The organism is Arthrobacter sp. SDR-2R (assembly GCF_057747955.1).
This window is the reverse complement of record NZ_CM173231.1, coordinates 2953230-2978866: the sequence shown is the minus strand read 5'-3', so window position 1 is coordinate 2978866 and position 25637 is coordinate 2953230. Positions and strand designations below refer to the sequence as shown.

The 25637-nt window shown below is 62.3% G+C and carries 25 protein-coding genes and 1 pseudogene; 13 read left to right on the top strand and 13 right to left on the bottom strand.

Annotated features, from left to right (window positions below):
- Positions 1–231 precede the first annotated feature (231 nt).
- Positions 232–1002, top strand: a complete 771-nt coding sequence (locus AC3ANU_RS13795; RefSeq protein WP_134164278.1) for an IclR family transcriptional regulator — start codon at positions 232–234, stop codon at positions 1000–1002.
- Between the two features lie 64 nt (positions 1003–1066).
- Here the strand turns inward: AC3ANU_RS13795 and AC3ANU_RS13790 are convergent, their stop codons facing one another.
- The 11 genes from AC3ANU_RS13790 to AC3ANU_RS13740 form a co-directional block, all read right to left on the bottom strand.
- Positions 1067–1276, bottom strand: a complete 210-nt coding sequence (locus AC3ANU_RS13790; RefSeq protein WP_134164277.1) for a hypothetical protein — start codon at positions 1274–1276, stop codon at positions 1067–1069.
- A gap of 81 nt (positions 1277–1357) precedes the next feature.
- Positions 1358–2209 carry an aldose 1-epimerase family protein gene (locus AC3ANU_RS13785; protein WP_134164276.1) on the bottom strand — a complete coding sequence of 284 codons (852 nt, stop codon included), beginning with the start codon at positions 2207–2209 and terminating at the stop codon, positions 1358–1360.
- Positions 2210–2318: 109 nt separating this feature from the next.
- Complete coding sequence (locus AC3ANU_RS13780; RefSeq protein WP_134164275.1) at positions 2319–3842, bottom strand: aldehyde dehydrogenase (NADP(+)); 1524 nt, start codon at positions 3840–3842, stop codon at positions 2319–2321.
- 31 nt (positions 3843–3873) lie between these two features.
- Complete coding sequence (locus AC3ANU_RS13775) at positions 3874–4764, bottom strand: SDR family oxidoreductase (RefSeq protein ID WP_134164274.1); 891 nt, start codon at positions 4762–4764, stop codon at positions 3874–3876.
- A gap of 10 nt (positions 4765–4774) precedes the next feature.
- Positions 4775–5947, bottom strand: coding sequence for a mandelate racemase/muconate lactonizing enzyme family protein (locus AC3ANU_RS13770; RefSeq protein ID WP_134164273.1), 1173 nt, complete (start codon positions 5945–5947; stop codon positions 4775–4777).
- A complete protein-coding gene (locus AC3ANU_RS13765; protein WP_134164272.1) occupies positions 5940–6836 on the bottom strand; it encodes an ABC transporter permease in 897 nt (298 codons plus the stop codon). The genes AC3ANU_RS13770 and AC3ANU_RS13765 overlap by 8 nt, the downstream gene beginning before the upstream one ends.
- A gap of 2 nt (positions 6837–6838) precedes the next feature.
- On the bottom strand, positions 6839–7750 hold the full coding sequence (locus AC3ANU_RS13760) for an ABC transporter permease (RefSeq protein WP_208324239.1): 912 nt from the start codon (positions 7748–7750) through the stop codon (positions 6839–6841).
- Entirely contained in the window at positions 7747–8883 is a 1137-nt protein-coding gene (locus tag AC3ANU_RS13755; RefSeq protein ID WP_285246602.1) for an ABC transporter ATP-binding protein, read from the bottom strand. Before AC3ANU_RS13755 ends, AC3ANU_RS13760 begins: the two co-directional genes overlap by 4 nt.
- 33 nt (positions 8884–8916) lie before the next feature.
- The gene (locus tag AC3ANU_RS13750) at positions 8917–10128 is read right to left on the bottom strand and encodes an extracellular solute-binding protein (protein WP_134164271.1); all 1212 of its coding nucleotides are present in this window, start codon (positions 10126–10128) and stop codon (positions 8917–8919) included.
- 51 nt (positions 10129–10179) lie between these two features.
- A complete protein-coding gene (locus tag AC3ANU_RS13745) occupies positions 10180–10671 on the bottom strand; it encodes a nuclear transport factor 2 family protein (RefSeq protein WP_134164270.1) in 492 nt (163 codons plus the stop codon).
- On the bottom strand, positions 10668–11390 hold the full coding sequence (locus tag AC3ANU_RS13740; protein WP_208324238.1) for a ribonuclease activity regulator RraA: 723 nt from the start codon (positions 11388–11390) through the stop codon (positions 10668–10670). The genes AC3ANU_RS13745 and AC3ANU_RS13740 overlap by 4 nt, the downstream gene beginning before the upstream one ends.
- 130 nt (positions 11391–11520) lie before the next feature.
- On the opposite strand from AC3ANU_RS13740, the gene AC3ANU_RS13735 reads away from it, so the two are divergent.
- Together AC3ANU_RS13735 and AC3ANU_RS13730 are read left to right on the top strand one after the other, a co-directional pair.
- Positions 11521–12402, top strand: coding sequence for an IclR family transcriptional regulator (locus AC3ANU_RS13735; RefSeq protein WP_134164269.1), 882 nt, complete (start codon positions 11521–11523; stop codon positions 12400–12402).
- Between the two features lies 1 nt (position 12403).
- Positions 12404–13228 (top strand): fumarylacetoacetate hydrolase family protein, encoded by an 825-nt coding sequence (locus tag AC3ANU_RS13730; protein WP_488314718.1) that lies wholly within the window; start codon positions 12404–12406, stop codon positions 13226–13228.
- A 60-nt stretch (positions 13229–13288) separates the two neighbouring features.
- Here the strand turns inward: AC3ANU_RS13730 and AC3ANU_RS13725 are convergent.
- Positions 13289–13351: pseudogene (locus AC3ANU_RS13725) on the bottom strand (hypothetical protein); the annotation flags it as partial.
- 650 nt (positions 13352–14001) lie between these two features.
- Here AC3ANU_RS13725 and AC3ANU_RS13720 point away from each other — a divergent pair.
- The 4 genes from AC3ANU_RS13720 to AC3ANU_RS13705 all read left to right on the top strand — a co-directional run bounded on the left by AC3ANU_RS13720 (position 14002) and on the right by AC3ANU_RS13705 (position 16660).
- Positions 14002–14193: a hypothetical protein gene (locus AC3ANU_RS13720; protein WP_488314717.1), complete on the top strand. Its 192-nt coding sequence runs from the start codon at positions 14002–14004 to the stop codon at positions 14191–14193.
- A gap of 7 nt (positions 14194–14200) precedes the next feature.
- A complete protein-coding gene (locus AC3ANU_RS13715; RefSeq protein WP_488314716.1) occupies positions 14201–15196 on the top strand; it encodes a LacI family DNA-binding transcriptional regulator in 996 nt (331 codons plus the stop codon).
- Positions 15193–16020: a DUF6807 family protein gene (locus AC3ANU_RS13710; RefSeq protein ID WP_488314715.1), complete on the top strand. Its 828-nt coding sequence runs from the start codon at positions 15193–15195 to the stop codon at positions 16018–16020. The genes AC3ANU_RS13715 and AC3ANU_RS13710 overlap by 4 nt, the downstream gene beginning before the upstream one ends.
- 94 nt (positions 16021–16114) lie before the next feature.
- On the top strand, positions 16115–16660 hold the full coding sequence (locus tag AC3ANU_RS13705; RefSeq protein ID WP_488314714.1) for a LacI family DNA-binding transcriptional regulator: 546 nt from the start codon (positions 16115–16117) through the stop codon (positions 16658–16660).
- Between the two features lie 350 nt (positions 16661–17010).
- On the opposite strand, the gene AC3ANU_RS13700 is transcribed toward AC3ANU_RS13705, so the two are convergent.
- The gene (locus tag AC3ANU_RS13700) at positions 17011–17955 is read right to left on the bottom strand and encodes a LysR family transcriptional regulator (RefSeq protein ID WP_134164253.1); all 945 of its coding nucleotides are present in this window, start codon (positions 17953–17955) and stop codon (positions 17011–17013) included.
- 390 nt (positions 17956–18345) lie between these two features.
- Here AC3ANU_RS13700 and AC3ANU_RS13695 point away from each other — a divergent pair, with 390 nt between their 5' ends.
- The 6 genes from AC3ANU_RS13695 to AC3ANU_RS13670 all read left to right on the top strand — a co-directional run bounded on the left by AC3ANU_RS13695 (position 18346) and on the right by AC3ANU_RS13670 (position 25633).
- Complete coding sequence (locus AC3ANU_RS13695) at positions 18346–19248, top strand: NAD(P)-dependent oxidoreductase (protein ID WP_134164252.1); 903 nt, start codon at positions 18346–18348, stop codon at positions 19246–19248.
- Positions 19245–20717, top strand: a complete 1473-nt coding sequence (locus tag AC3ANU_RS13690; RefSeq protein ID WP_134164251.1) for an aldehyde dehydrogenase family protein — start codon at positions 19245–19247, stop codon at positions 20715–20717. Before AC3ANU_RS13695 ends, AC3ANU_RS13690 begins: the two co-directional genes overlap by 4 nt.
- Positions 20718–20860: 143 nt before the next feature.
- Positions 20861–22174: an MFS transporter gene (locus AC3ANU_RS13685; RefSeq protein ID WP_134164250.1), complete on the top strand. Its 1314-nt coding sequence runs from the start codon at positions 20861–20863 to the stop codon at positions 22172–22174.
- Positions 22175–22177: 3 nt separating this feature from the next.
- Positions 22178–23299, top strand: coding sequence for a glutamate cyclase domain-containing protein (locus AC3ANU_RS13680; protein ID WP_134164249.1), 1122 nt, complete (start codon positions 22178–22180; stop codon positions 23297–23299).
- On the top strand, positions 23289–24575 hold the full coding sequence (locus AC3ANU_RS13675) for an aminotransferase class I/II-fold pyridoxal phosphate-dependent enzyme (protein WP_134164248.1): 1287 nt from the start codon (positions 23289–23291) through the stop codon (positions 24573–24575). Before AC3ANU_RS13680 ends, AC3ANU_RS13675 begins: the two co-directional genes overlap by 11 nt.
- 5 nt (positions 24576–24580) lie before the next feature.
- On the top strand, positions 24581–25633 hold the full coding sequence (locus tag AC3ANU_RS13670; RefSeq protein ID WP_134164247.1) for a DUF4392 domain-containing protein: 1053 nt from the start codon (positions 24581–24583) through the stop codon (positions 25631–25633).
- The last annotated feature ends 4 nt before the right edge of the window (positions 25634–25637 follow it).

The following is a 25637-nucleotide window of genomic DNA, read 5'->3' as shown; positions in this document are numbered from 1 at the left end:
AGCCATCCCTAAAACCGAACGCCTGGTTTAAAAAGGAGCCGTCAAGCCTGCCCGGGATGCCTCGAAGCCTTCATAGAGTACAACGGCAACAAGTCCCATTGATCGGGACTAGGATGTTCCAAGGACTGGGACGACAATCCGGCCCCTAGGTTCAGGACCCATTGGTTTCTCGCTCTATGCCGAGTCCATAGGGACTCTCCGAAGGGCGTGAACCACGGGAGAGGAAACGGTATGGCATCCACTGCGACGGTGGGAAAGGGGTCTTTGGACCGCGGATTGGAACTGTTCAACCACCTTGCCCGAACCAAAGAAGCTTCCACGGCCGACCTGGTCCAAGCGCTGGGAATCAGCCGCAGTGCTACCTACCGGCTCGTGGAGCGCTTGCATGAAGATCAGTACATCATCCAGACCCCCGGCGGCCAGTGGAGACTCGGCCCTTCCATCGCCCGCCTGGCCATGGCTGCGGTGCAATCGGTCGAAGTGATGGACGTTGCTCCGGAGTTACTTCGGGCGCTGGCTCAGCAAACACGTGAGAGTGTGAGCCTCGGCGTACTCAATAGTCAGGAAATTGTCTTCGTCTACCGCGAGCTTGGACCTCAGTCAGTTCGGGTTAGTGCCGAACTGGGAGCTCGCCGCCCGCTGCACGCAACTTCCATCGGTAAGGCCTACTTGTCGGGGATGGGAGAGCATGAGCGCTCAGTGCTGATTCGCCAGCTCGAGCTCCGCCCACACACTCCCCACACGATCACCTCAAAGGCGAGGCTGGAGGATGACATCAGGCTCTCGTTGGAGCGCGGATGGACTGAGGAACACCAGGAGTTCGATCTCTCCAGCACCTGTTGCGGCGCCCCGGTTTTCGATCACTCCGGGCACGTCGTGGCAGCGATCAGTGTCGCCGGTCCTGCCAATCGAATGCAGGAGCAGACGGCTACTTTTGGTCCTCTGGTCTCGGCAACCGCGGCCGCCATTTCCCGCCAACTGGGATACGAACGTCGCAATTAGTGAACGACGTACGGGCTGTTCAACCTTCTGATGGAGTCTCTGAGGAAGCCATGATCGGGCGGCGCTACTGTTCCCGGCGTGCGGCCCGGACGTGCCAGCCGTCTTCGTGGTGAAACATCCGCCTGCCGCCACCATAAGTCAGGTGGAGCCAGAGAATGCGCCGATCGTGAGTGAAATCATCGACCACACCGCGTGCGATGACGAGGGCGTCATCGAGGACTTCAATCTCCTCGCCGCGGCTGAGGCTTCTCCAATGGGACATATCAAGGGTCATTGTTATCACAGACCTTCCATGGATCCATCTCTGTTGCTGCATCGTTTGTTGGTAACCGCTTGTTGCTGATCCTGTGAGCGATTACGGATGAGTAGTGAGCCGGCAGCTAAAACTGCGTTCCTCGCCTGGTTGGACCAGCATTTGTCCTGGGCTTGCCAGTACTTCTCCGCGATAGGACGCCGGTGCCGGCAGGCCTGCCCAAGGCTCAAGGCACACGAAGTCCGCCCCGGGCTGCTTCCACACCGTGAACTGCGCGAAGCCAGCGAGAGCCAGGTCAAGTACCGGGCCTTGAGGCGAGACGTACCGGACGGTACGGCTTTTCATTGACTCAAAAATGATCGCTCCGTCGGCGAACAGGTCTTCGGTCAGCGTCAGGACCTTTTGGTGCACCGGTGTCGGAAACCGGGCAGCTGTGAGCTGCACGTGGGCATCAACCCGCCGGGTGTCAGCAGTTTCCTCCTTGTCGAAGAGTAGCTGCGATCCCGGGGATGGATCCCACCGAAAAGCCGGGTGCCAGCCGAGGGATGCCGGCATGGGGCCGGTGCCCGTATTGGTGAGAGAGAGGGTGAGGTCGAGGGAGGGCCCGGAGATCGACCAGCTGCTTTCCAACGAAAAGGGAAACGGGAACATCGCTTCTGTTACCGGGCTGTTGCGCAGAAGGAAGCGGGCAGTGTGGGCAGTGGTTTCCAGGACCGTGAAATGGTTGTCCCGTGCGAATCCGTGCTGTGTCATCGGGTAGTTCCGGCCCTCGTAGTGCAGGACTTCACTGGGGACCCGCCCGATGATTGGGAACAGTACCGGGGCGTGTCGGGGCCATTCGGGCCCTGCTGACCAGAGCAGTTCTTTGCCAGTGCTGTTTTGGAGGGAGACCAGCTCCGCGCCGAGGGAGTCCAGTACGGCGCGGAGCTGGTCGGTCTGGAGGTGGACCTTCATCAGTCCGTTTCCGGGCTGGTGCAGTAGTCGCAGTTATCCGGGCACTGCCATTGCTGTGCCTGGTAGGCGCTGTCTTCTTGCCGGGTCAGCAGGAGTTCTGTGGTCATGGTCAGGCCGATGGTTGGGGCAGGTTAAGGTGCCCGTTGATTCGGGTGGGAATAGTGATTTTTCCGTCCTTGAGCTCGTCCGGGAGGACGCTGACCGGGGCGTCCTGATAGGTGACCGGGCGCAGGAAGCGGCGAATGGCGGTTGCTCCGACGGAGGTGTGCAGGGAGTTAGTCGATGGCCAAGGCCCGCCGTGGGTTTGGGCCCAGGCCACGCTGACGCCCGTCGGGTAGCCGTTGTAGATGATCCGGCCGGCCCGGGCCCTTCCGAGTTCGGTGAGCCGGTGGGCCAGGTCGTCGTCGTCTTCGCCCAAGTGGATGGTCATGGTTAGGGAGTCCTCGATCATCGACAGTGCCTGTTCGAGTTCGGGTAGCGTCCCGTAGCGGACGATGATAGCAGAGGGGCCGAAGCATTCCTCGACCGTCTCCCGGCGCAGCCGTGTGGCGTCGATGCTGTAGACGGCGGGAGAAACACGGAACCCGCCTTCGTCGGGGACTTTGCCGGTGGCGACCTTGGCCACGTCCTCCTGGTCCTCCAGTGCGCGGGTGATGGCGGCGTAGCTTTCGAAAATCCTGCGGTTCAGCAGGGGTGAGACGCTGGTGGACGACAGATCTTCCGTGAGCCTGGAGACGAGGCTGTCGCCTTCGGGGCCGTGCGGCACGAACACGACGCCGGGTTTGGTGCACAGCTGCCCGGCGGAGGTCGTGATGGAGGCGGCAAGGCCGGCACCGATGTCCGCGCCCCGTTCGGCGGCGGCGCCCGGGGCGACAACCAAGGGGTTGATGCTGCTGAGTTCGCCGTAGAAGGGGATGGGCTGTTCCCGGCGGTTGATTGCTTCCATGAGGGCGTCGCCGCCGCCAAGGGACCCTGTGAACCCGACAGCTTGAATGAGGGGGTGACTGACCAGCGCTGTCCCCGCTTTTTGGCCGAAGACCATTCCCAGGGTCCCTTCAGGCGCCCCGTAGTTGATGGCCGCTGCGGCCATGATCTCGTAGGAGATTTTGGAGGTTCGGGGGTGGGAGCTGTGCGCTTTGAGCACCACGGAGCAGCCTGTGGCGAGGGCCGATGCTGTGTCGCCGCCGATGACGGAGAAGGCGAAGGGAAAGTTGCTGGATCCGAAAACGGCCACCGGGCCGATAGGCTGGAGCATCCGGCGCAGGTCCGGGCGCGGTCCCATTGGAGTCTCGCCGGCGGTGTCGATGGTCGCCTCGAGGTAGCTGCCCTCCAGCAGTACTTCGGCGAAGAACCGCATCTGGAAGCTCGCCCTTTTCAGTTCCCCGGTCAACCGGGTCGGGCCGATTCCGGTCTCCTCGTCAGCGGCCTGGATCAGTTCTTCCGCGTTCAGGTCCAGGCTGTCCGCGAGGACCTGAAGCAGCCCGGCCCGGCCTACCCTGCCGATGCCCTCCAGGTAGGCGAAGGCCTTGCCCGCGCTCTCGACGATGCGGTCAACATCCGCGGGGTTGCTTTCTTCTGCTACCGGGTCCAGGAGGGCTCCGGTGTAGGGGTTGGTGCCTGCGATGGTGGTCATGATGCTGGGGTCCTTGGCTCTGGGGGACGGGTCAGTGGAAGAGTGTGGGGGGAACCGGCGTGGCGTTTCCCGGGTGCATTACCGGCACGCCTTCGACCTGGGGTGCACGTCCCTGGGCCAGCATGCCGCCGTCGATGTTGAAGGCCTGTCCGGTGACAAACGCTGATTCATTGGAGGCCAGGAAGATGACTCCGGCTGCGATGTCTTCGGGTGTTCCTGCCCTCCCCAATGGGATTTGGGCGGCGCGCAGGTCCTTCTTGCCGTCCCACATGGGCGGTTCTCCCTCGACGGCGATTGCGCCGGGGCGCAGGGCGTTGACCCGGATGCCCCACGGGGCGAGGTCGACGCCGACGGCGCGGGTGAAGGACTCCATCGCGCCTTTGACCGAGTCGTAGGGGATGTGATTGCGGTGGGCGCGTTCGGCTCCGTGGGAGCTGATGTTGATGATCGACCCCTTCTTCTCCTGGGCGGCCAGGGCGCGCGCTGTGCGCTGCGTACATCCATAGAGCATGTTCATGTTCTTACTCACGAACAGTTCCCAGTCGGATGGTTCCACTGACAGGAAATTGCCCCATGCGGTGTCACCACAGCGGACATAGGCGTTGTTGACCAGAATGTCGACTGTGCCCAGAGCTTCCTCGGTTTCCGCGAAAACCCGGTCGACCTGAGTGAAGTCGGACATATCGCCAATCGCGGCGAATGCTTCCACGCCGGCGTCCCGCAGCTCATGTACGACGGCCTCAGCTGCCGCCGCATCAACGTCGTTGACGGCGACGCGCGCGCCTTCGGATCCGCACCGGATCGCAATGGCACGGCCGATGTTCCGCCCTGCTCCGGTGACGAACGCGGTCCGGGCTGTGAGGGCCCCGTGCCCTGTGGTGATGCCGGGGGAAGCCCAGGTGGTGGGTTGCTGGTTGTTCATGCCTTCTCTTTCACGGGGAGGTGATGTCCAGTGTGTGTGTGGGCAAAGCCCACATCCTCACTGCATCTTCGTTGATGTCAACGCCAAGGCCGTTCCCTGTCGGAATGGTGACCTGGCCGCTTCGAGCCAGTATCGGCTCCTCTAGAACGCCTTCACGGAAGGGATTCTCTCCCCGGTCGTATTCAAGCAGTGGCGGGTAGGCGTTCCTTTCACCGAAAGGTGATGCCGGGAGGGTGGAGAGCAGTTGCAAGGTGGCGGCCATCAGAACGCCGGTCCCCCAGACATGAGGGGTGACGCGGAGGTTCCACGCGGTGGCCATTTGTGCGATGACCTTCGCCTCCGTGAACCCCCCGCAGACGGAAAGGTTGGGCTGGACAATGTCGACGCGCTTTTCCGCGATGTAGTCGCGGAACCCGAACCGGGTGTAAAGGGCCTCTCCTGCCGCCAACGGAAGGTCCGTATTGTTGCGCAGCATGGCCCACCCGTGTGTTTCGTCCGGCGGCAGGGGCTCCTCGATCCAGGAGGGACTAAACTCCTTTACCTCACGCAGTGAAGCCAGGACCGTGTCCACCGTGGCGTTGGCGTTGTAGTCCACCATGACCAGCCCCCCCTGCCCCAAGAGGTCCCTGGTGAGGCCTGTGCGTTCGACATCGTCATGGACGCCCGAACCGACCTTGATTTTCGCGGCAGTGAAACCTTCGTCGACGGCTTCTTCGATGTAGTCCCGGAGGATCCCGATGTCGTCCGATTCATGGTAGTAGCCGGTGGAGGCGTATGCGGTTACCTCATCACGGATCCGTCCACCGAGCAGGGCCGAAACTGCAACACCGTACGTTCGCGCGGCAGCGTCCCACATCGCGGTATCCAGGCCACTGATGGCTGCAACGTGCAGGCCGCCCTTGGTCAGGTGGTACCCGGCGTTGAGCCGGCTCAGCCAGGCACCTTCCCTGAGTTCCAGTGGCTGGCCGATGACTGCCCGGCCCAGATCTTCGAGGTGGGCCGCGACGACGCGGGGCGGCCCGAAAGATTCGCCCCAGCCGATGATCCCGTCCGAGGTCGTGACCCTGACCAGGGTCGCCGTCCTGGCCGCAACCCGGACCTTGGAGGTGCCGAAGCCGCCGTCCTTCAGCTTGTGCTCGAGCGGAAAAATTTCGATCCGCTCGATGGTGCTCGGCCTAGTCATCGTCTGCGGCACCCTTCACTTGACCGACAATCTGGGTGGGGTTGACGAAGCGAAGCGCGATCATCAGCAGCACCGAAGTCATAACGGTGTAGATGACGGCCATCGCATCAATAGTCTGGGCGCTCCGGATTCCGGTGGAGAATGCAGCCGAGTAGAGGGCGACGATGAGCGTTTCGCTCTTGGGCCCGGCGACAAGGAACGTCAGTTCGAACATGGCCACGGTCCGGACGAGGATCAGCACGCCTGCCGCCAGGATGCCTGGGGTGAGCAGCGGGACAAGGACCATCCGGAACATTTTCCATGTGTTGGCCCCGCACATGCGGGCCGCGGACTCCAGGTTCCTGTCCAGCTGGCCGATGAATGGGGTCATGACAAGGATGACGAACGGCAGGGCCGGAACGAGGTTCACGAGGATGACCCCCGTGAGGGAGCCGGTCAGCTGAAGCTGGTACATCAGTGTCGCCAGGGGGACGCCGTAGGTGATGGGAGGGAGCATGACCGGCAGCAGCATCAGCAGCATGACCAGCTTCTTGCCGGGGAAGTCCCGTCGGGCGAGGGCGTAGGCGGCCGGCACACCGAATGCCAGGGACAGTGCCAGCACGCTGAAGGTCACTTGGAGCGTGGTAACCAGCACCTGGGCGAGGTTAAAATCCTGCCATGCTTGGCCGAACCACTGGACCGTGAAGCCTTCGGGGAGCGGTCCCTTGAACCATGTTGTTCCGAGGGCGTTGACGATGACGGAGAGGATGATCCCGGCGAGGTTCAGGAGGAAGAAGCCGACGGCGACCCAGACGGTGATCTGGAGCAGCGAGCGTTTGTTCTTTACAGGTGCCGGTGGCGCCTCGCTGGCCCTGCGGGACGTGCTTGAGGGGGTTGTTGTGGTTGTCATGGTCAGCCCTTGCCTCCTGCTGTGGATCCTTCATAAAAGCGGCTGCGCAGGAACAGGACCGCGCCGATGATGACCATCTCCACTACACCCATAATGACGGCAATGGCCGAGGCGAGCGAGAAGTCGTATTGTTCGAACGCTGCCTGATATGCCGCGATGGACAACACGCGTGTCGAACCGGTCGGTTCGCCCACGAGGTTCGCTGAGGGGAAGACGCCGAATGCCAGGACGAACGTCAGGCAGAAGGTCATCGCCAGACCCGGTGCGAGCAGCGGCATCACGATGTACTTGGTGCGCTGCCACTTGGTTGCACCGAGGGTGGCGGCGGCCCGCTCCAGTGTCGGGTCAATGCCGGAAAGGTAGGACAGGGTCAGCAGGAAGGCAAAGGGAAAGCCGGTGATGATCAGGGAAAAGAGCACGCCTGCGTAGTTGTAGATCAGCCGTACCGGTTCATCGACGAGCCCGAGGCCCAGGAGTGCCTGGTTGAACCACCCGGTGGGGGAGAAATAGCGGAGCAGGCCATCGGCGACGAGCACCGTGCCGAGGCTGACGGGCAGTACCAGGACTGCGGTGAGGAGCCGCTTGCCGCGGAACTTCCGGCGCATTTGCATCGCAATGGGGACGGATGCGCCGACGTTGATCAGCGCGGCCGGCAGTGCCAGCCCCAATGTCTTCCAAATGGTGGAGGACTGGAACGGGTCAGTGAAGAAGTTCACGTAGTTGACGAATGGCCCGCCACCTTGGAGCGGGTCCATCGAGATGCTGACGCCGTAGAACATCGGGTACACGAAGAGTCCGCCGAGGAGCAGAACGGCCGGGAGCAACAACACCAGCAAAGGGTCGATGCCGCGGTCCGCCAGCTTGTGCCGGAAATTCAGCGTAGGGGCGTCCGTGCGGTTGGTAGTGGTGGTCACGAGAAGACCTCGACCTGGACGGCTGCCGCAGCCTGGACGACGTCATCAGAGCATTCATCGCCGGTGAAGAGCAGCGCACTGTAGGGGGAGAACCCTACTTCGAACGTGTCACCGGCGCTGACGCGGTCCTTGAGGCGGAGGTGGATGACCTCTCCGGCCTCCGTGACGCCTTCGACGACAAAGCTGTGTCCGGAGAACTCCACGACTACCGCACGGACTCGCAATGAGTTTCCGTCCACGGGGCCGAGCTGGAAATCTTCCGGGCGGATGGCCATGATGGCGTTGCCTCCCTGGATCGGGCGCTGGGCCATGACTTGGAAGGAATTGCCGTGGGAGCGGGCGTCTACGATTCCCTGCTGACCCGTTGGTGAGGAGGCCTCGACAGAGAACAGGTTCCGGAACCCCATGAAGGACGCGACGTAGGTGTTGATCGGCCGGTTGTAGACCTCTTCGGGCGGCCCCACCTGGTCGACCTTAGAACGGCGCAGAACCACCACTCGGTCAGCGAGGGCCAGTGCCTCTTCCTGGTCGTGCGTGACGTAGATCGTGGTGAGCTTCAGGCTCTGATGCAGCCGCCGGATTTCTGTGCGCATCTGAAGTCTGAGCTTGGCGTCCAGGTTGGAGAGGGGCTCGTCCATGAGAACGAGGCGGGGCCGGAGGACCACGGCGCGGGCTATTGCCACGCGCTGCTGCTGGCCGCCCGATAGTTGGCCGGGGAGCTTGGAAGCGTGCTCCTGCAGGTCCACCATCGCCAGGGCCTCATCGACCCGGGAGCGCATTTCCTGTTTGTTCACTCCCCGGACCTTCAGGCCAAAGCCGACGTTGTCGCGGATGCTGAGGTGGGGAAAGAGCGCGTAGTTCTGGAACACCATGCCGAACTCACGTCGTTCCGAGGGCAGGGTGTCGATCCTGACGTCGTCGGCCCAGATGGCGCCTTCGCTGAGCGGCAGCAAGCCGGCGAGGCAGCTCAGAGCCGTGGACTTTCCGCAGCCGGACGGGCCGAGGAGAGCGATGAACTCTCCGCCTTCGATGGTCAGGTTCAAATGATCCAGGGCTGTGATGGGCCCGAATTTTCGGGTGACGCCCTGCAGCCGGAGTTGTCCGAGCTGGGGTTTGGTATTAATGCTGGTCACGTCGTTGTCTCCTAGGGATTAATACTTCGCCGGTTACTTTTTCTGCACCTTGGCGCCGCCGATGTTCCTGTCCCAGAGGTCAAAGGCAGAGACCATGGCATCAGCTTCGAGCGGGATTTCCAGCGGCTGGCTCTTGATCAGCTCGTCATAGATGGGGCGGCCGAACTTCTTGATCAGGTCTTGGCTCTCCTGGGGAGCCATGGACAACGGCACATCCTTGACGGCAGGTCCCGGGTACAGGTAGCCGGAATCGTAGGTGAGGGCCTGCTGCTCAGGTTTCAGCGCATACTTCATGAAGTCCAGGACGACGGCCAGGCGCTGGCCTTCGATGCCCTTCGGTACGGTCATGAAATGGCCGTCACCGACCCAGGTGAAGTTCTTGAATGCGCTGACCTGCATCTCAGCGGGTACTTGGCCGATGGCACGTGGGTTGATGTCCCAGCCCGTCGTGGTGGGAACCATCCACCGGTTTCCCTGCGCCAGCTCGCTCATTGTCTGGGCGGTGCCAGTGGGGTAGTAGTCGATGTAATGGTTCAGTTCCGCCAGGTAGGCCCAGGTCTTTTCCCAACCGTTGACGGGGTCTTTGGGGTCCTTGTCGCCAAGCATGTAGGGCAGCCCCATAAGGAACGCCCGTCCTATGCCTGAGTTGGCAGGCCGGGCGTAGAAGAACTTGTTGGGATTGGCCTTCGCCCAGTCCAGAAGTTCCTGGGGTGTTTTGGGCGGGTTAGGCACCTTGGCGGGATCGAATTCCAGAAGGGGACCGCCGGGGTAGAAGACGAAGGAAAGGCCTTTGCCCTGGGCGAGCTTCTGAAACTTACTGACGTTCGCGTCGTAGAGGGTGGCGGTGTCTGGAAGGTTGGCTTTCTGCTGTCCGAGGAGGTCGTACCAAACGTCCTGTTTCAGGCCTGAGGCCATCCCGTCAGAACCTGTCAGGACCAGGTCGATGTCGAGTCGTCCGGCCTTTTGCTGCGCCTGAAGCTTGCCGACAAGTTCGGGGGCGTTGACCTTCTGGAAAGTGAATTCCTTGACCAGGTTGGGGTGTTCCTTCTGGTAGTTGTCAAAGATCTTCTGGCTCAGCTGGAGGTTCCCTGCGACGTCCACGACGTTGATGGTCAGCGGCTCAGTAGGCAAGGCGACTGCACCGGCGGGAGCATCGGCTGCGGCGGGGGGTTTAGGTGCGCCGCATCCGGTGACCAGCATGGCACCGGCCAGTGAGATGGCGGCAAGGGTCTTCAAGTACTTCATTGGAGTCTCCGTTGTCTCGTGCCCGTCGTCTTCGGCGGGCTGAAGTGGGATTTAGGCGTCAGCAGTCTCGGAGGCTGCAGGGCGGGGGACTGGGCAGGTGAGGTAATAGCCGCGGCCGGCGTAGTCGAACCCTTCGAGCTCTGTGACGGGGACACCGGGGTGTTGGGCCGCGGCGTAGTAGGCGCGAATTTCCTTGATCAGGCCGGTCTTCTCGTCGAAGACGTACCATTCGTCGCCGCGAAGGATGGTGCCTTCGAGGGTTTTGTAGTGGGTCCATTCGATGACGGCCTGGTGTGATTCGGGTGCGACGACCAGGCGGTCGATGGTCCATGCCGAGCCCTTGGTAGCGACAAAATGCGCCCATCGTTCGGCGATCAGCCGGTGGCCGTGCCAGGCCCCGCCGTACATGCTCGGGGGGAAGTAGTGGACAGCATCTTCGGTGAAGCATCCGGCCATTTTTTCCACGTCGGCTTCGTTGCAGCCATCAAAGTAGGTCCTGATGAGGGCTTCGTACTGGGTGGCGAGGTTGGCGGGTGCCGTCATCGTGATGCCTTCCATTCCTGGTACTCGGCCATCGTCTTCTCGTTCGGGGGGTAGAGGCCGAGCAGGGACTCTCCGTTGTGTACGCGGGTATGAAGGTAGGCCTCGCGCGTCTCCTGCTCCAGGGCGTCCTCGGCGATGATCGGGGCCAATGACCGCGGAACGATAATCACGCCGTCGGGGTCCCCCACGACGATGTCGCCGGGATAGACGGCGACGCCCGCGCAACCGACGGGAACCTGGAGATCGGCCACGTGAAAGCTGGTGAGGCGAGTGGTTGCGGTGATGGCCCGGGCATAGGTCGGAATGTCGAGGGTTTCCAGGACATAGCCGTCACGGAAGGCACCATCGGTGATGAAGGCCTTCGCCCCCCGGTGCATGGCGCGGGTCACAAGCATGTCACCGGCGGAGGCGGCGCTGATGTCGCTGCGGCTGTCGATGATCATGACGTGGCCCGGCTGAAGCTGTTCAACTCCGGCCCACTGAAGGTTGTCCTCATCGGCGAGCCCCTCAAGGGTGTCCAGATCCTCGCGGGCAGGGATGAAGCGCATTGTGAACGCCTCTCCGGCGAACGGTTCCTTGACCTGGCCCACGGATGCCACGCCGACCAGAAACTGCTGCCGCAGGCCGTGCTTGAACAGCTGGGTTGCCAGCGTCGCGGTGCTGACCTTCTTAAGGGTTTCCAGGACCTGCGGGTCCACCTGCTGGGATTGGATGCTCAATTCCTGCTCCTTTTCGCTTCAAAAGTTTCATTTTCTGGGAAGCTGTCTCGTTTATCGGGATTCCTGTTAGGATCGATGCTAGACAAGAGACCGAGGAAATACCTAGCGGATTGTGAGGTGAAGCACCGGAATGAGCGAACTTATCGAGGAGCGGGACAGTACCCACCGCGAAGTCCCATCCAGTGAGACGAAGGAGGGTATGAGTGGGGCGAAGGACCAAGCAGCTGCTTCGGCCCTGGACCGGAGTCTTTCCATTCTTGATTTCTTGGCGACGACCCGGGGAGCGACTACCGGGGAGATCGCCGCAGCCGTTCACGTGAGTCGCAGCACCACGTACCGACTGGTGGAGCGCCTGCGGCAGCGTGGCTACGTTGATGACATCGGCCATGCTGGGATCTGGCACCTGGGTCCGGCTGCGGCCCGCCTGGCGCTTGCCGCCGTGCAGTCAAGTGATGTCGCTCAGGTCGCGCCTGAATACCTGAGGATGCTTGTCCAGCAGACCCGCGAGTCAGTCAATCTGGGCGTCCCCCGCGGTACGGAGATGGTCTTCATCTACCGGGATAAAGGACCCCAGACTGTCGCCGTTCATGGCGACGTCGGGGCGCGGAGGCCCATGCACTGCACATCCGTCGGCAAGGCATACCTGGCCGCGCTGCCGCAGGAGGAGCGGGAGCAGATCCTTTCCAAGATGATCTATCACCGCTTCACACCCCACACCATCACCACGCGTCAGGCTTTGGAGGAAGAGGTTCGACGCACCATCGAACGCGGCTGGTCCGAGGACCATGGTGAAATCGATCCGTCGAGCACTTGTTGCGGTGCCGCCATCCGCGACAACATGGGCCGGCCCGTGGCCGCCATCAGCGTTGCCGGGGTAACCGATCGAATCAGCCCTGAACTTTCGCGTATCGGCGCCGTAGTTGCCAGCACCGCCGAAGCCATATCTCGCCGTCTCGGCTATGACCCGGCGATCAACTACGCCACATCTCCTACCGCAGGAACGAGAAAATAGCTTGAGAATTGCACGAATATCCCTGCAGGAACGCACCCGCATCGCTGTCGAGGATGCTGGGGAATGGCGGGTCCTAACCCAGACAGACCTGGGCGCCATCACGGCGGGGGAAGCACCTGAAATAGATACCGCCGAGGAACCCCTGACCCACCACGCATTCTTGGCCCCGTATCCGGGAGGAACCATTTTCGGGATCGGCCTCAACTACAGGGACACCATCAGGGACATGGGATTCCCGATCCCAGAGACGCCGTATCTTTTCCCGAAACTCTCCTCCAGTGTCGTCGGGCCCGGAGACCCCATCATTCTTGACGCGGACGTGACGACAGAGGCTGACTGGGAGGGCGAGCTCGCGGTCATCATCGGCAAAACGGCCCGCAACATCCCGGAAGAAAACGCCCTGGAATTCGTCTTCGGATACACGGCGGCGAACGACATTTCGGCCCGGGACGTTCAGCGGGCTGATCCCCAATGGGTGCGGGGCAAAGGACTGGACACATTCTGTCCCATCGGCCCTGTCATCGTCACTGCCGACGAAATTCCCGACCCGCAGAACGTCCGGATCAGGACCTGGGTCAACGGGAACATCGTTCAGGACGGAAACACAGCGCACATGGTTTTCGGCGTGAGGGCGCTTATCTCTTACCTGAGCAGGCACTTCACCCTGCGCCCCGGAGACGTGATTCTCACCGGTACCCCATCCGGGTGTGGCGGGTTCATGACTCCTCCCAGGTTCCTCGCCCCGGGCGATGAGACCACGGTGGAGATCCAAGGAATCGGAAGCCTTACCAACCCGGTAGCAGCGGCATCCCTGCCGGTGCCATGACTTTCGCACGGCCCAATGATAAGCACCGCTAAATGTGCTGGCGAACGGATACTCATCACATGATTGACCCTCAGGTCGGATGCAAGACGAAGGGCATGCATTGTTCTTGTTTTCAGCTTGCAACGTTGTGTCGACGAGCCGGGCAGGGGAATTCCATCCCAGCCTCCTGGAAGGCCGCTCTTCTGAGCCTTTGAGATGTGCCCGGTGAAGGACGGGTAGTAGGCGGAGTTATACGTGATGCCCGGAATCACACAGCCTGTCGTGGTCTTGCCGGGTACGGCGGTGTCGTATCGGACATCTGTCGAAGGCTCAGCCAAAGAGACCGGGTTTGAGGCCTTGGGGGCCTGAAACGTGAGTGTCCATTCGCTACCGGTGTACCCAACGCTGCCGACGTCGTAGCAGTTGTTCCGTAGCCGAATTCCCCACTCTTTTCCGTATTTACTGCCAACGTGGACATATTCAGCTTTTGAGCTTCACTGGCTGGTTGCCGGCATGGGCCGGCCTGACCCGAGGGCCGAATATGCGGAGGGCCCGTAACATCATGTCCGTGACCACCCTAATGAGTTTTCCCCGAGTGTGGTCGGGACTTTGATGTCCGTTCCTCTCTCCAGGCTGACTAAAATCAGTTTGCTGGCCTGCCAGCGGCAGGCCGACTTGCTGTTGAGGCGCTTTGCGGCCCACCGGCCTGCCGGGTGCGGAGCCGAAGAGCTTGCGTGCCGCCGACCTCGCTAACGGTTCGCCTATCCACAGACGCTGTTGCCAATGTTTCGATCGTGCTTGAGGCCGACGGTTTTCAGAAGGAACTGTGCGATATCTTCACTGCAGAATCCGGCCAGTGGATTGGCGCGGAACTGGGTCTTTTCGCAGCAGCGCCTCTGGGGACCGAACCGGCCAGCGGCCGGTTCGGTCCATTCGACATCATTGTTTCTGAAGACGAAGGGAAGGCGCATGGGGACGCAACGTAGGCACACTGTGACTGTTCGTGCCGTAACCATAGCTGATGTGGCGGCTGCTGCCAGGGTTTCCCGCGCCACCGTCTCACGCGTGATGAATGGCGTCCCGACAGTGAACGGCGAGATTGCCGACAGGGTCCGGACTGTCGTGGGAGAACTTGGCTATTCACCCAGTGATACAGCTCGATCTCTTTCTCTGGGCCAGAGCAAAACCGTGGGTGTATTAGTTCCAGATCTCTCCAACCCCACTTTCCAGCAGATCCTTCAAGGCTTCAACAGCGCAGCTGCCGCCGATGGGTATCGCATCCTCGTCACCGATAGCCACGAAGAGGTAGACGACGAGGCCGCACTCGTCTTGGACGCCCGCAACCGGACCGACGCTGTCCTCTTGTGCTCGCCGAGAATGTCCGAGGAACAGTTGGCTGAACTACTGCCCACAGTGAAACCAGCGATTGTGATCACACGCGAAGCCCACTTCCAAACGGAGGCATCTGTCTCCGCTGACTTCATCTTCGGCATTCGCACCCTTGCGGAACACCTGATAGCACTCGGGCACACGCGGATTGCCTACCTTGACGGTCCAGCCATCAGAAACTCACAAACCACTCTCGATACCCTTTTCCGTGAGGTCGAGATGGCCCACCCCGGAGTGACCATCAGGAAAGTGCCCTGCGGTTCGTCGCTCTCAGATGGTTACTATGCGTGGGATACCTTAAAGGACACCACCGTCACGGGAGTCCTCGCATTCAATGACCTTCTCGCCTTGAGCTTACTCGGCCGACTAAATGAAGATCGCGTCCCAGTGCCTGGACGCGTCTCGATCGCCGGTTTTGACGACATTCACTTCGCCCGGTTCGCCTCGCCCCCTCTGACGACAATGAAACTTCCGAAGCCATCCTTAGGTGAAGCTGCCTGGGTCGCTCTTCGAGCCGAGCTCAAGGGTGAAGCCCACGTCGCACCCGCCATATTTCGCCCCGAGCTCATGATCCGACAAACAACGGGGCCACGGCAATGACCAGCACCTTGCGCCTAGCCGAATTCGAGGTTGCGACATATGAGGAGGGGACCAACATGCCACGGCATCTCTCGCCCCGTCCCTATCTCCAGGCTAGGACTACTGGTGGGATCGCCGTCACGCAACTGTTCGCCCCGGACCATGCCCATCATGTTGGGGTCAGTGCTGCCCTGCCCGATGTTAATGGTGTCAGCTTTTGGGGCGGTCGAACCTTTGTTCGCGAGGTCGGTTCCGTGATGCTTGACAATCATGGAGTCCAGGCCGTGGTCGAACGGAGCAAGTCCGACGACACGATTGACGAGTTGATTGAGTGGGTCGCCCCGGATAGCACTGTTTTGCTGAGAGAAAAGCGGACGCTAGTCCTACGCCAAGCCAATGCCGGCTGGAGGCTTGACTGGCGTTCGACACTCTCTGCGTGCGGCGATGATGTCACTTTTGGCAGCCCTCATACGAATGGAAAAGAGGGGGCCTTTTACGGCGGCCTGTTTTGGCGCACGCCTTTTGTGTACGCGGACTTCGTCACAACAGACGGGGAAGGAATTCAAAACGCCCATGGGTCGACTTCGCCGTGGCTGGCCGTCATCACCGATGTCGCAACGCTGGTCGCTTGGAATCCCTCGGGGTTTCCTTGGTTTGCCCGAGACGAAGACTATGTTGGCTTCTGCCCGGCAATTGCCGTCCACGGACGGCGCTGCCTGCCTGTCAACGAGGATCTTGTACTAGAAATGCGAGTTGCCGTCTGTGATGGTCGAGCCAATCCGGAATGGCTGATGGCTGCTATCGATGACCTGGCCCGCCCCGCGCCTGACAAATCCTCGATCTAATGGGGAGGGGTGGAAAGCTATGCGAAAGCCTGAGCGGGCGGACGTCGAGGCGCACAACCGCGACAAACGCAGGCATGCCATAACTATCAAAACTGTGGCCGAGCAGGCAGTGGTGTCAACGGCAACAGTGTCACGCGCCTTAAACGGTGGCGGCTACGTCTCCCCTGAACTTCATTCAGCTGTGACCCGCGCAGCACAAGAACTGGGCTACACGAGCAACGCGGTCGCAGCCGCCTTGCGCAGTTCACGAAGCGGTGCATTGGGAATCATCGTCCCGGAAATCGTGCATTCCAACGTGAGCCAGCTAGTTCAGGAAGTCGAAGGATTTCTGACCCCCAAGGGAGTCCATCTAATCCTGAGCTGCTCACGGAGCGACGTTGACAAAGAGGGCCGCGCTATCCGCTCCATGATCGCTCGAAGGGTGGACGGACTGATTATCTTGCCCGCACCCTGCTCCTTCAGTCGGTCACTCATGGCCACCCTCGGTGCGTCACTTCCCTGTGTTGAACTGCGCCAAGCTAGCACAATCTGGAACATCGAATGGATTTCCGGAGCCGGTGAACCAAAAGCAGCAATGCTGCCCCTCGTTAACCACCTCAGCGGCCATCTGTGTCCCGCTGCGCGGGTGGGGATGCGCTGATGTTCCGCGTTTAGAATCCGCTAGGGGTTGGGAGTTCTCGGAGCTACTTTCTACACCTGTTGCATAAATGGCTACAAGGGGGATTCGGTCAATAGCCGTGTCATGCAAGACTAGGCCGGGCTGACAGGCGACATCCACCCTGGTCGAGCGCTCGGACGACAGATTTCGGTGTACTTCATGTGCTCAGGCTCGCAGCAGGTTCCCTGAAAAACGGGCGACACCTGTTGCGATGCGGCCCTTGTTATGAACCCCGTCCGGTTCGCCTGGGTCTCAGATCGTGGCATCTACTTGCCGCCGGGCTACCTTCAGAAAGCTGCTCGGGCCGATCCCGAATGCTGGCGGCAGGAAGGTCATGCCGTCTCCGACGTTTCGTTGGACAGCCCCAGAAGGCTGGGCTGGCTCCTACGGGCGTATGAGGACCTCATGGCGCGGAAGCATTCTTGGATGGCTGGATGGCCGGCGCGGCCTTTGAGGGTGGCGAAGAGAACTTCACGTTTGAGAAGTGGCTCCAGGGGTCGTATGGCGATTCCTTGTTGGTGCCCGGTGAGAGCCAGTCCGGGCAGGATAGAGATTGCCAAACCGGCCCTCACCATTTGCAGGACGGTTGTGGTGTCCTTGCAGTCGCAGGTGATGTTAGGGGCAAACCCTTCGGCGAGGCAGGCGTCGGAGACCAGCGAGTGGTAGACCCGGGCCGACCTGTTCAGGGCCCAGTCCTCTTCTGCGAGATGCGCCAAGGGCACGGTGTCGAGCTTGCGATAAGGGTGCTTTTCTGGCATCACCACGTAGAAGTCATCCCCGAAGAGGGGCTGGTACATCACCGCTTCGTTGCGCGGGTCGTGTCGGGACAGGTTATCAAGCACCGCTACGTCGGCCCGTTTGGTCATCAGGTCCACAATGGCTTCGGCGGGCTCATGCTCAACCATGGAGACCTTTAGCTGCGCGTGCGAGGAACGCAGCAAGGACATCGCGCCGGGGAGTACCGTCGCCGAAAAAGACGGAAAGGCCGCTATTCGCAGGTCACCGGAAATGGATTCCCTCGTCACGGCGAGTTCCGCATCTATGCGTTCGAGGGACTCGAAAACCTCGTGGCTTTGCTCGACGAGCCGCATCCCGGCGCCCGTAAGTTGCACGCTACGTCCGGCGCGCTCCACGAGGACCAGTCCGGTGTCCTTTTCCAGTTGGGACAGCTGCTGTGAGACGGCTGGCCTAGTCAGGCCCAGTGAGTCCGCCACGGCCGAGATCGTCCCTAGGAAGGACAGCTCCCGCAGCAGCCTCAGTCGCTGAACGTTGATCATTGTGCCTGTTCGACCTTCATCTTCGGAGAGTCAGAAAAACTGCCCCTATGAGCATCTTTCAGCGAACTCTACCTTACGGGTGGCTCGTCTTGACGCTCACGGGCGGACTATTGGGGAAGTCCGCGGCGCCCGCAGGTAGAGGAAAGACTTTCTTTCCCTTAGTGCAACTAAAAGAAGCTTGTACCGACTGTTTTTGATGCGTAACCTTTTTCTAGGCGGCGATGATGTGACCTGGATCAACTCATCAAAGTCCCGCAAATCGTAAGTACCGCTTTCCCTACTTCAACAGGGTGTCCAAATTCAGCCTCAGGGACGTCGGTACTGAAATACCCGCTCTGCTGTCCCTGCAACGCACCGTTCCAGGGATACGGACAAGAAAGAGACACTAGAATGGCGACACTTTCATTTATCGGCGTCGGCCGCATGGGGTCCGGCATGGCAGCCCGGCTTCTCGAAGCCGGCCACGCCGTCCAGATCTTCGACCCTAAGACTGCGGCAGTGGAGGCACTTGTCCGGCAGGGCGCTATCGCCACGCAGTCTCCGGCAAAGGCAGCCCAAGGCGCTGATGTTGTTTTCACCAGCCTGCCCAACCCGGCGATCCTCCGCGACGCCATTGAAGGCCCCGGTGGTGTCCTCGCAGCCGACCTCGCTGGTGTGACGATCATCGATATGAGCACGGTCGACCCGGAAACCGCTCGTTCCCTGGCGGCCGCTGCAGAGGCAAAGGGCGGCCGCTTCGTGGATTCGCCCGTCAGCGGCGGCGTCGCTGCTGCAGCTGCCGGGACGCTCCTGCTGATGGTGGGAGCCAGCCCGGAGGACCTGGAGAAGGTCCGCCCGTACCTGGAGCAGATTTCGTCCCGGATCGTGCATTGCGGTCCGGTCGGGGCCGGTCAGCTGACCAAACTCAGCCACAACATGCTTGTCGCCATCAACACGGTTGCAGCGGGCGAGGTTCTCGCCGCAGCTATCAAGGCCGGCGGCAACCTGAAAACCCTCACCGAGGTTTACAGCGCCGGTCTTGCCGGCAGCAAGATGCTGGACCACTTCGGCAAGACACTGTTCACCGAAGAGCGGCCACCGCTGTTCGCGCTGGACCTAATGCACAAAGATATCAGCCTGTGCCTTAAGGAGTTTGGCCAGTTCCCGATGCCGGTAAGCCAGCTGGTCATGCAGACCTACAACGCCGCACGTGCCAAAGGGCTAGGCGGACAGGACTCCACCGGAGTCAATGAAATCTACGAGGAACTGTTCGGCCTGCAACTGCGCGCCGACGCGAAGGAGAACAACGCATGACGACCCAGCCCACCCTCGTGCTCCCCAGCAAGGGCTCAACCGGTCTCCTGATCGACGGCCAGTGGATTGATCCCAAGGACGGCGGCACCCTCGACGTCCACAACCCCAGCAACCGGAGCATCATCACCACGATCGGCCGCAGCACCGCAGCGGACGTGGACCAGGCAGTCGCATCCTCCCAGAAAGCGTTCCGCACCTGGCGGCAGCTTCCGGCCAGGGAGCGTGGGGCCTTCCTGACCCGTCTGGGCAATGCGGTGGCGGACAACGCCGAAGACATCGCCCGCCTCCTCGCCGCGGAAACCGGAAACGCGATCCGCACCCAGTCCCGCGGAGAGGTAGCCTCCACCGCCGAAGTGCTCCGCTACTACGGCGGCACCGCCTCCGAGCAAAAGGGAGAAACCCTCCCGCTGGGCCAGGGACTGTTCAGCTACTCCACCCGCGACCCGCTGGGCGTTGTAGCGGCCATCATTCCGTGGAACTCACCCCTGGTCCTGGGGGCCGTGAAGATCGGCATGGCCCTGGCCACCGGCAACACCCTGATCCTCAAGCCCGCCGAAGACGCGCCCCTGGCCGTTATCCGCGTCTGCGAACTGGCCGCCGAGATCCTGCCGACCGGCGTCCTGAACGTCGTCACCGGCCGCGGCTCCGAGGCAGGCGCCGCACTGTCACAGCACCCGGATGTCGCCAAGGTGTCCTTCACCGGATCGAGCGAAGTCGGACGCGGTGTCCTGCACGCGGTCGCCGACCGTATCGGCCACGCGACGCTGGAACTCGGCGGCAAGAGCCCCGCCATCGTCTTCCCGGACAGCAACACCGACGAAACTGCCAAGAACGTCGTTGCGGCAATGCGGTTCGCACGTCAGGGCCAGTCCTGCACCGCAGGCTCCCGGTTGTTCGTCCACGCCGACATCTGGGATGACTTCATGCCGAAGGTCGTCGCCGCCGTGAACGAACTCGTCATCGGCGACGCTCTCGATGAGGCCACCGACATGGGCGCGGTTATCAACCCGACCCGCTACCAAGAGATTTCCGAATTCGTCCAGGAAGCAGCGGACCAGGGAGCACAGTTCCTGGCCGGCGGTCCTTCGGAGGCCCTGGACGCGGACACACCGCTGCGCCTGACGCCCGCGGTCATCGCCGGCGTCGACAACAACTGGCGAATCTCGCGGGAAGAAGTGTTCGGCCCGGTCCTGGTGGCGATCCCGTGGAAGACCGAAGACGACGTTGTCGCCTGGGCGAACGACACCCACTACGGCCTCGCCGCCTACGTCTTCACCCAGGACCTCAACACCGCCCTCCGGATGGCGGAAAACATCGACGCTGGATGGGTTCAGATCAACCGCGCCGGCGGCCAGCTTCCCGGAATGTCCTACGGCGGCCGCAAGCAGAGCGGCATCGGTGCCGAGTACTCCATCGAAGGAGCACTCGAAAGCTACACCCAGCGCAAGAGCATCACCATCGCTCTCTAATAGCCGGCGGGAGAAGGCGACAGGACTCTCGCAACCGCCTTCTCTCGCCATCCACCACCAGATCCATGCACAAAAGGTGCTTGGCCATCCCAGATCCTCCATCAGGTGTTCCGGCAACGACGCCGGAACCGAAAGGACCCATCATGAGCAGTCAAGGTGTAATCGAACCGGTACCGGTCGACACCAAGGGCAGGGTTTCCGTCAAGGCAGCTGCCAGCTCCTTCATTGGAACCACCATCGAGTGGTACGACTACTTTCTCTACGGCACCGCGGCGTCACTGATCTTCCCCAAGGTCTTCTTCGCCAACATGGAGCCCTCGGTTGCCACGCTCAGTTCCCTGGCAACCTTCGCCGTGGCCTTCCTGCTGCGCCCGGTCGGCGGCGTCGTCATCGGGCACTTCGGCGACAAGCTCGGCCGCAAAAAGATGCTGATCCTGACGCTGTCGGTGATGGGACTCTGCACCGGGCTTATCGGATTTATTCCCGAGGAGCAGACCATCGGGATCTGGGCCCCCATCCTGCTGATCATCCTGCGCGTTTTCCAGGGTTTCGCTCTCGGCGGTGAATGGGGCGGTGCAGCCCTGATGTCGGTCGAGCACGCACCCGCCGGCCGCCGCGGACTGTTCGGGGCTACCATGCAGATGGGTGTTCCGGCTGGTCTGCTACTTTCCACCGGTGCTTTCGCAGCCGTTTCGTCCATGCCTGACCAGGACTTCTTCAGCTGGGGCTGGCGCATCCCGTTCCTGGCAAGCTTCCTCCTGCTCGCTATCGGTATGTACATCCGTCTGGCCGTGACCGAATCTGACGCATTCAAGAAGGTCCAGGAGGAAGGCAAGATCGCCAAGCTTCCCATCCGCGAGGTTTTTGCCAACGACAAGCGCCGCACACTGAACCTTGTTTTCCTGCAGAGCGCGGCCAACGTTGGTTACTTCCTCATCACCGTATACTCCCTGGTTTACGTCACCGAAAACCTGCACCTGCCCAGGACTTGGGCGGTAACCGGCCTGTTGATCGCCGCAGCCGTGGACCTCTGCTTGCAGCCCGTTTTCGGCTGGCTGTCGGACCGCTTTGGCCGCAAGAAGGTCTACGGTGCAGGCTCGTTGTTCCTCGGCCTCTACGCCTTCCCCTTCTTCTGGCTCCTGGAGTCAGCCTCCGAGCCCCTGGTCTGGCTGGCCCTGATCCTCGGCCTCGGCATCGGCCACGCCTCAACCGGCTCCCTCCACGCAGTGATCTACGCCGAGCAGTACCCGTCCCGGTACCGCTACACCGGGTCCTCGCTGGCCTACCAACTCTCAGGCATCATCTCCAGCGCACCGACCCCGATCGTGGCAGCCTGGCTGGTCAGCACCACCGGCCAGTCAAAGCTGGTCGCTGTGTACGTGATCATCGCAGCAGTCATCAGCGTCACCTGCACCTTCCTGCTGAAAGAGACCTACAAGAGCCGGATTGACGTCTAGATCATGAACACCTCCCCGAAAACCCACAGCGCAGAAGCACCAACCGCCGCCCCCGTGGCAGACGAGCGGCACCTCGCCGCAATCATGGAGAGCCTTGACCGGCTCATGAGCATCGAGATCCGGCCCGCTGACGGCAAACTCCCTGCCGGAATCGTCGCGGGACTCTACGGTGCCTGCCGGGACTATTTCGGGGAACCCCTCACAGGTGTCGCCGAGCGGCGCCTGCGGGAATCCGTAGCAAACAATTCAACAGTCCTGATCGCCACTGGGGCAGGCATCGGCCCATGGCTGCCCCAGGGCGAGACGGACGGACCCATGGGCGCAGCAGCCTTGGGCAGGGCAATCACCCTGACCCTCCGCGCCAAGGTCGTCATGGTTACCGAAGCCCGCCACGCTCCCGCCGTCAGGGCGGCAGTGGATGCCCTGACCTATCCGGCAGGCTTCAAACCCGAAATCGAATTAGTGGAACCCGGGGAACGCGAAGGACGCCAGGCGTCCCAACGCTTGGTCACCCTTTATCACCCCGCAGCGGTGGTCTTCGTCGAACGCGACGGTCCAGGATCACAGGGCCGCTTCCACGGTGTGCGGGGGGACTGCCGGTCCGCCGACGATGTCGCCCAGCTGCATCACCTGGCCAACCTCGCTGCAAGGTCCTCAATCCTGACCATCGGGATCGGCGACGGCGGGAATGAGATCGGATTCGGCGCCCACCGGCGCCGCATCGCCAGCCGCCTTCCTGGCGACGGGATCTGCCGGGCAGGATGCGATTCAGGCATCTACACGGTGACCAAGACCCAGGTCACCGTCAGCGCCTCCGTCTCCAACTGGGGAGCCTACGCCCTCGCCGCGGCACTGGCGGCAAGCTTTCGGTTGCCGGAGGCCTGCCACACAGGCGCCGCCGAAGAGATCCTCCTCAAAGCCTGCCTGGAGGCCGGCGCCCGGGACGGTGCAACGGGCACATCGGCACTGCAGACCGATGGTATTCCGTTGGCAACCCACCAGCACGTCATAGCACTGATGGAGGCTGTCGCGGCGACCACCGCCTCCCGCGCCCAGACCGTCGAGCCCCAACCCATCCACATCTTCAACACCGCCACAACGAAAGGCCCTCGTCTTGTCTGCTAGCCAGTCCGCGTCACCATCGGTCAGGACCGACCGGTTCGGCAACCCCATCGACCCCATGGTCGGCTACGCCCGCGGTGCCATCATCGACTCCAGCATCGCCGAAGGCCGCCGCCTCCGCCATGGACAGGCCGTCGCCGCCGAACGCGTCCGGGCCGCGGGTGCAGACGCGGTCGCCGTTTACACAGGCAACCAGCGGGACCTTCCTCTCCGGGTGGAAGACCTTGCCACCTACGCCGAGGAATGGGTGGGCCCCGGCCTGTTCGCGGAAGAACTGCGCAAGGCAGCCATCGGCCACCTCGGCGGTCGCCCAGACGATGCGGCCGCGGTGTTCAACCGCACCACAGCAGGCATCATCGCAGTCATCTGCGCCCTCTCGGCCGGCAAACCGGTGATCTCGATCGTTCCCGTTAACGCCCGCTCCCACGCCTCACTTCCGCGCGGTTCCCGGCTCGCCGGCGTCCCTTGCCTTGAATCCGGCATCGACGGGGACTGGCAGGACCTGATCCGAACCCACAAGCCTGCCCTGGTTGTCGTCACCACCGTCACGTCCAGCTTGGAACGGCTGGAAGATGAAGGTACCGCCGCCGCGGTCAAGTTCGCCCAGGCCGAAAATGCTGTGGTCCTGCTCGATGAAGCCTATGGTGCCCGCCTGCGCACCGTCCTGCACGGAGGCAAGCCTTCGCTGCAACTCGGCGCCGACCTGAGCATCACCAACTGCGACAAGGCCGGCCTCGCCGGACCGCGCGCCGGGATTCTGGTCGGCCGCCCGCCCCTGGTCGCAGCTGCCTCAGCCCAGGCCTCGGAAGTCGGCGCCGAAGCCCGCGCACCGATTGCCGCCGGCGCCCTCCGGTCCCTGCAAAGCTTCGACCCGGAGGATCTGCGCACCGAATCCATATCCGGGCAGCAGATCTCCGACGCGCTCGAAGCACTCCTTGGCGCCGTCGTGGAACGCAGCGACCTGGGCCCGATGGTCCACGAAGACGACATTCACGCCATCGCCATGCAACGGTCCGGCCGGGAAGAAAGCACCCTGGTTCCCTCCGAGACCGCCTCCGCGCTCGGCGCCCTCCTGCTCCGGGACCACGGCATCCTCACCGTCAACACCCACGGACAGCCGGGAGCAAGGGTGTCCCTTCGTCTTAAACCCACCCTGGACGCCCTTCGCCGGACCGGCGGACCACTGAAAGTCGCCGCCGCAGTCGACAAATCACTGGACGCCCTGGCCGCCCAACTTCACGACACCAACGCTATTTCCACCCTGATCCTCGGGAGCTGACACCCATGCCTGAACTGACCACTTACGAACCCAGCGCCCTGAGCCGGACACTCGCCGCCCAGGATAACCGGCTGGACCGCATCGTCAACATCGACTTCGGCGGCCGCGGCGTCGAGCACCTCTTCGAGGCAGCCCTGCAGCGTCAGGACGGCTGGTCCCTCGTGGGCCGCGCCGCGGAACTTCTCGCAGCCGTCCCGGAGAAATCCACGGTCCTGATGACCACCGGCTCAGTCTCGCGCGCTTGGATCTCCCCGACCATCGGCGAAAACGACGGCCCCGCCGGCGCGGCTGTCATTGCACGTGCACTGGCGCTCGGCAAGGGGGCCACACCCGTCGTCCTGGCCGAGGAGACCCTCATCCCCGCCCTTGGCCCCATTTTCGAAACAGCCGGACTGACCGTCCTGCCCCCGGGAAAAGCCATCGAAGCGAACACCGGCGGAACACTGCTGGCCGTGGCACTCGTTCCCTTTACCACCAGCGATGATGAAGCACCCGCCGCCGCGCAGCAGGTCCTCGACGAGTACAAGCCCTCCCTGCTGTTCTCCACCGAACGGGTCGGCCGGAACAAGAACGGGTTCTACTACAACATGCGCGGGATCAACTTCGGCCAGGACCGCGCCCGCGTAGACCGCGTCTTCGACCTCGCCTTCGAACGCGGTATCCCCACGGTCGCCGTCGGAGACGGAGGCAACGAAATCGGCATGGGCAACGTCGCCGACGCCGTCGCGGCCCACATCCCACACGGCGCCGACGGGTCTACGGCATGCGGCGGCGGCCTGGGGGCAACAACCCAGGTCCAGGCGCTGGTGACGGCAGCATGTTCCAACTGGGGCTGCTACGCGATCACGGCAGCCTTGGCTGCGCGCCTGCGGAACCCGAGAATCCTCCACACCCCCGATCTGGAAGCCGCACTCCTGCGCAGGGGCGTCGACGTCGGGCTCATCAACTCCGTCGTTGGCATCGTCGACCCCAAGGTCGACAACATCGACGTCACCACGCACCTGGCCGTAGTGGAACTCCTCTCCGCCCTCATCAGGCCGGGCCTGTCCGTCGCATAGGCCC

Bases quoted from the DNA above. Each gene is read 5' to 3' on its own strand.
- AC3ANU_RS13695 (WP_134164252.1), top strand. From the start codon at position 18,346: ATGGCGACACTTTCATTTATCGGCGTCGGCCGCATGGGGTCCGGCATG.
- AC3ANU_RS13780 (WP_134164275.1), bottom strand. From the start codon at position 3,842: ATGACCACCATCGCAGGCACCAACCCCTACACCGGAGCCCTCCTGGAC.
- AC3ANU_RS13680 (WP_134164249.1), top strand. From the start codon at position 22,178: ATGAACACCTCCCCGAAAACCCACAGCGCAGAAGCACCAACCGCCGCC.
- AC3ANU_RS13770 (WP_134164273.1), bottom strand. From the start codon at position 5,947: ATGACTAGGCCGAGCACCATCGAGCGGATCGAAATTTTTCCGCTCGAG.
- AC3ANU_RS13750 (WP_134164271.1), bottom strand. From the start codon at position 10,128: ATGAAGTACTTGAAGACCCTTGCCGCCATCTCACTGGCCGGTGCCATG.
- AC3ANU_RS13795 (WP_134164278.1), top strand. From the start codon at position 232: ATGGCATCCACTGCGACGGTGGGAAAGGGGTCTTTGGACCGCGGATTG.
- AC3ANU_RS13710 (WP_488314715.1), top strand. From the start codon at position 15,193: ATGACCAGCACCTTGCGCCTAGCCGAATTCGAGGTTGCGACATATGAG.
- AC3ANU_RS13670 (WP_134164247.1), top strand. From the start codon at position 24,581: ATGCCTGAACTGACCACTTACGAACCCAGCGCCCTGAGCCGGACACTC.
- AC3ANU_RS13775 (WP_134164274.1), bottom strand. From the start codon at position 4,764: ATGAACAACCAGCAACCCACCACCTGGGCTTCCCCCGGCATCACCACA.
- AC3ANU_RS13790 (WP_134164277.1), bottom strand. From the start codon at position 1,276: ATGACCCTTGATATGTCCCATTGGAGAAGCCTCAGCCGCGGCGAGGAG.
- AC3ANU_RS13685 (WP_134164250.1), top strand. From the start codon at position 20,861: ATGAGCAGTCAAGGTGTAATCGAACCGGTACCGGTCGACACCAAGGGC.
- AC3ANU_RS13785 (WP_134164276.1), bottom strand. From the start codon at position 2,209: ATGAAGGTCCACCTCCAGACCGACCAGCTCCGCGCCGTACTGGACTCC.
- AC3ANU_RS13690 (WP_134164251.1), top strand. From the start codon at position 19,245: ATGACGACCCAGCCCACCCTCGTGCTCCCCAGCAAGGGCTCAACCGGT.
- AC3ANU_RS13700 (WP_134164253.1), bottom strand. From the start codon at position 17,955: ATGATCAACGTTCAGCGACTGAGGCTGCTGCGGGAGCTGTCCTTCCTA.
- AC3ANU_RS13745 (WP_134164270.1), bottom strand. From the start codon at position 10,671: ATGACGGCACCCGCCAACCTCGCCACCCAGTACGAAGCCCTCATCAGG.
- AC3ANU_RS13765 (WP_134164272.1), bottom strand. From the start codon at position 6,836: ATGACAACCACAACAACCCCCTCAAGCACGTCCCGCAGGGCCAGCGAG.
- AC3ANU_RS13735 (WP_134164269.1), top strand. From the start codon at position 11,521: ATGAGCGAACTTATCGAGGAGCGGGACAGTACCCACCGCGAAGTCCCA.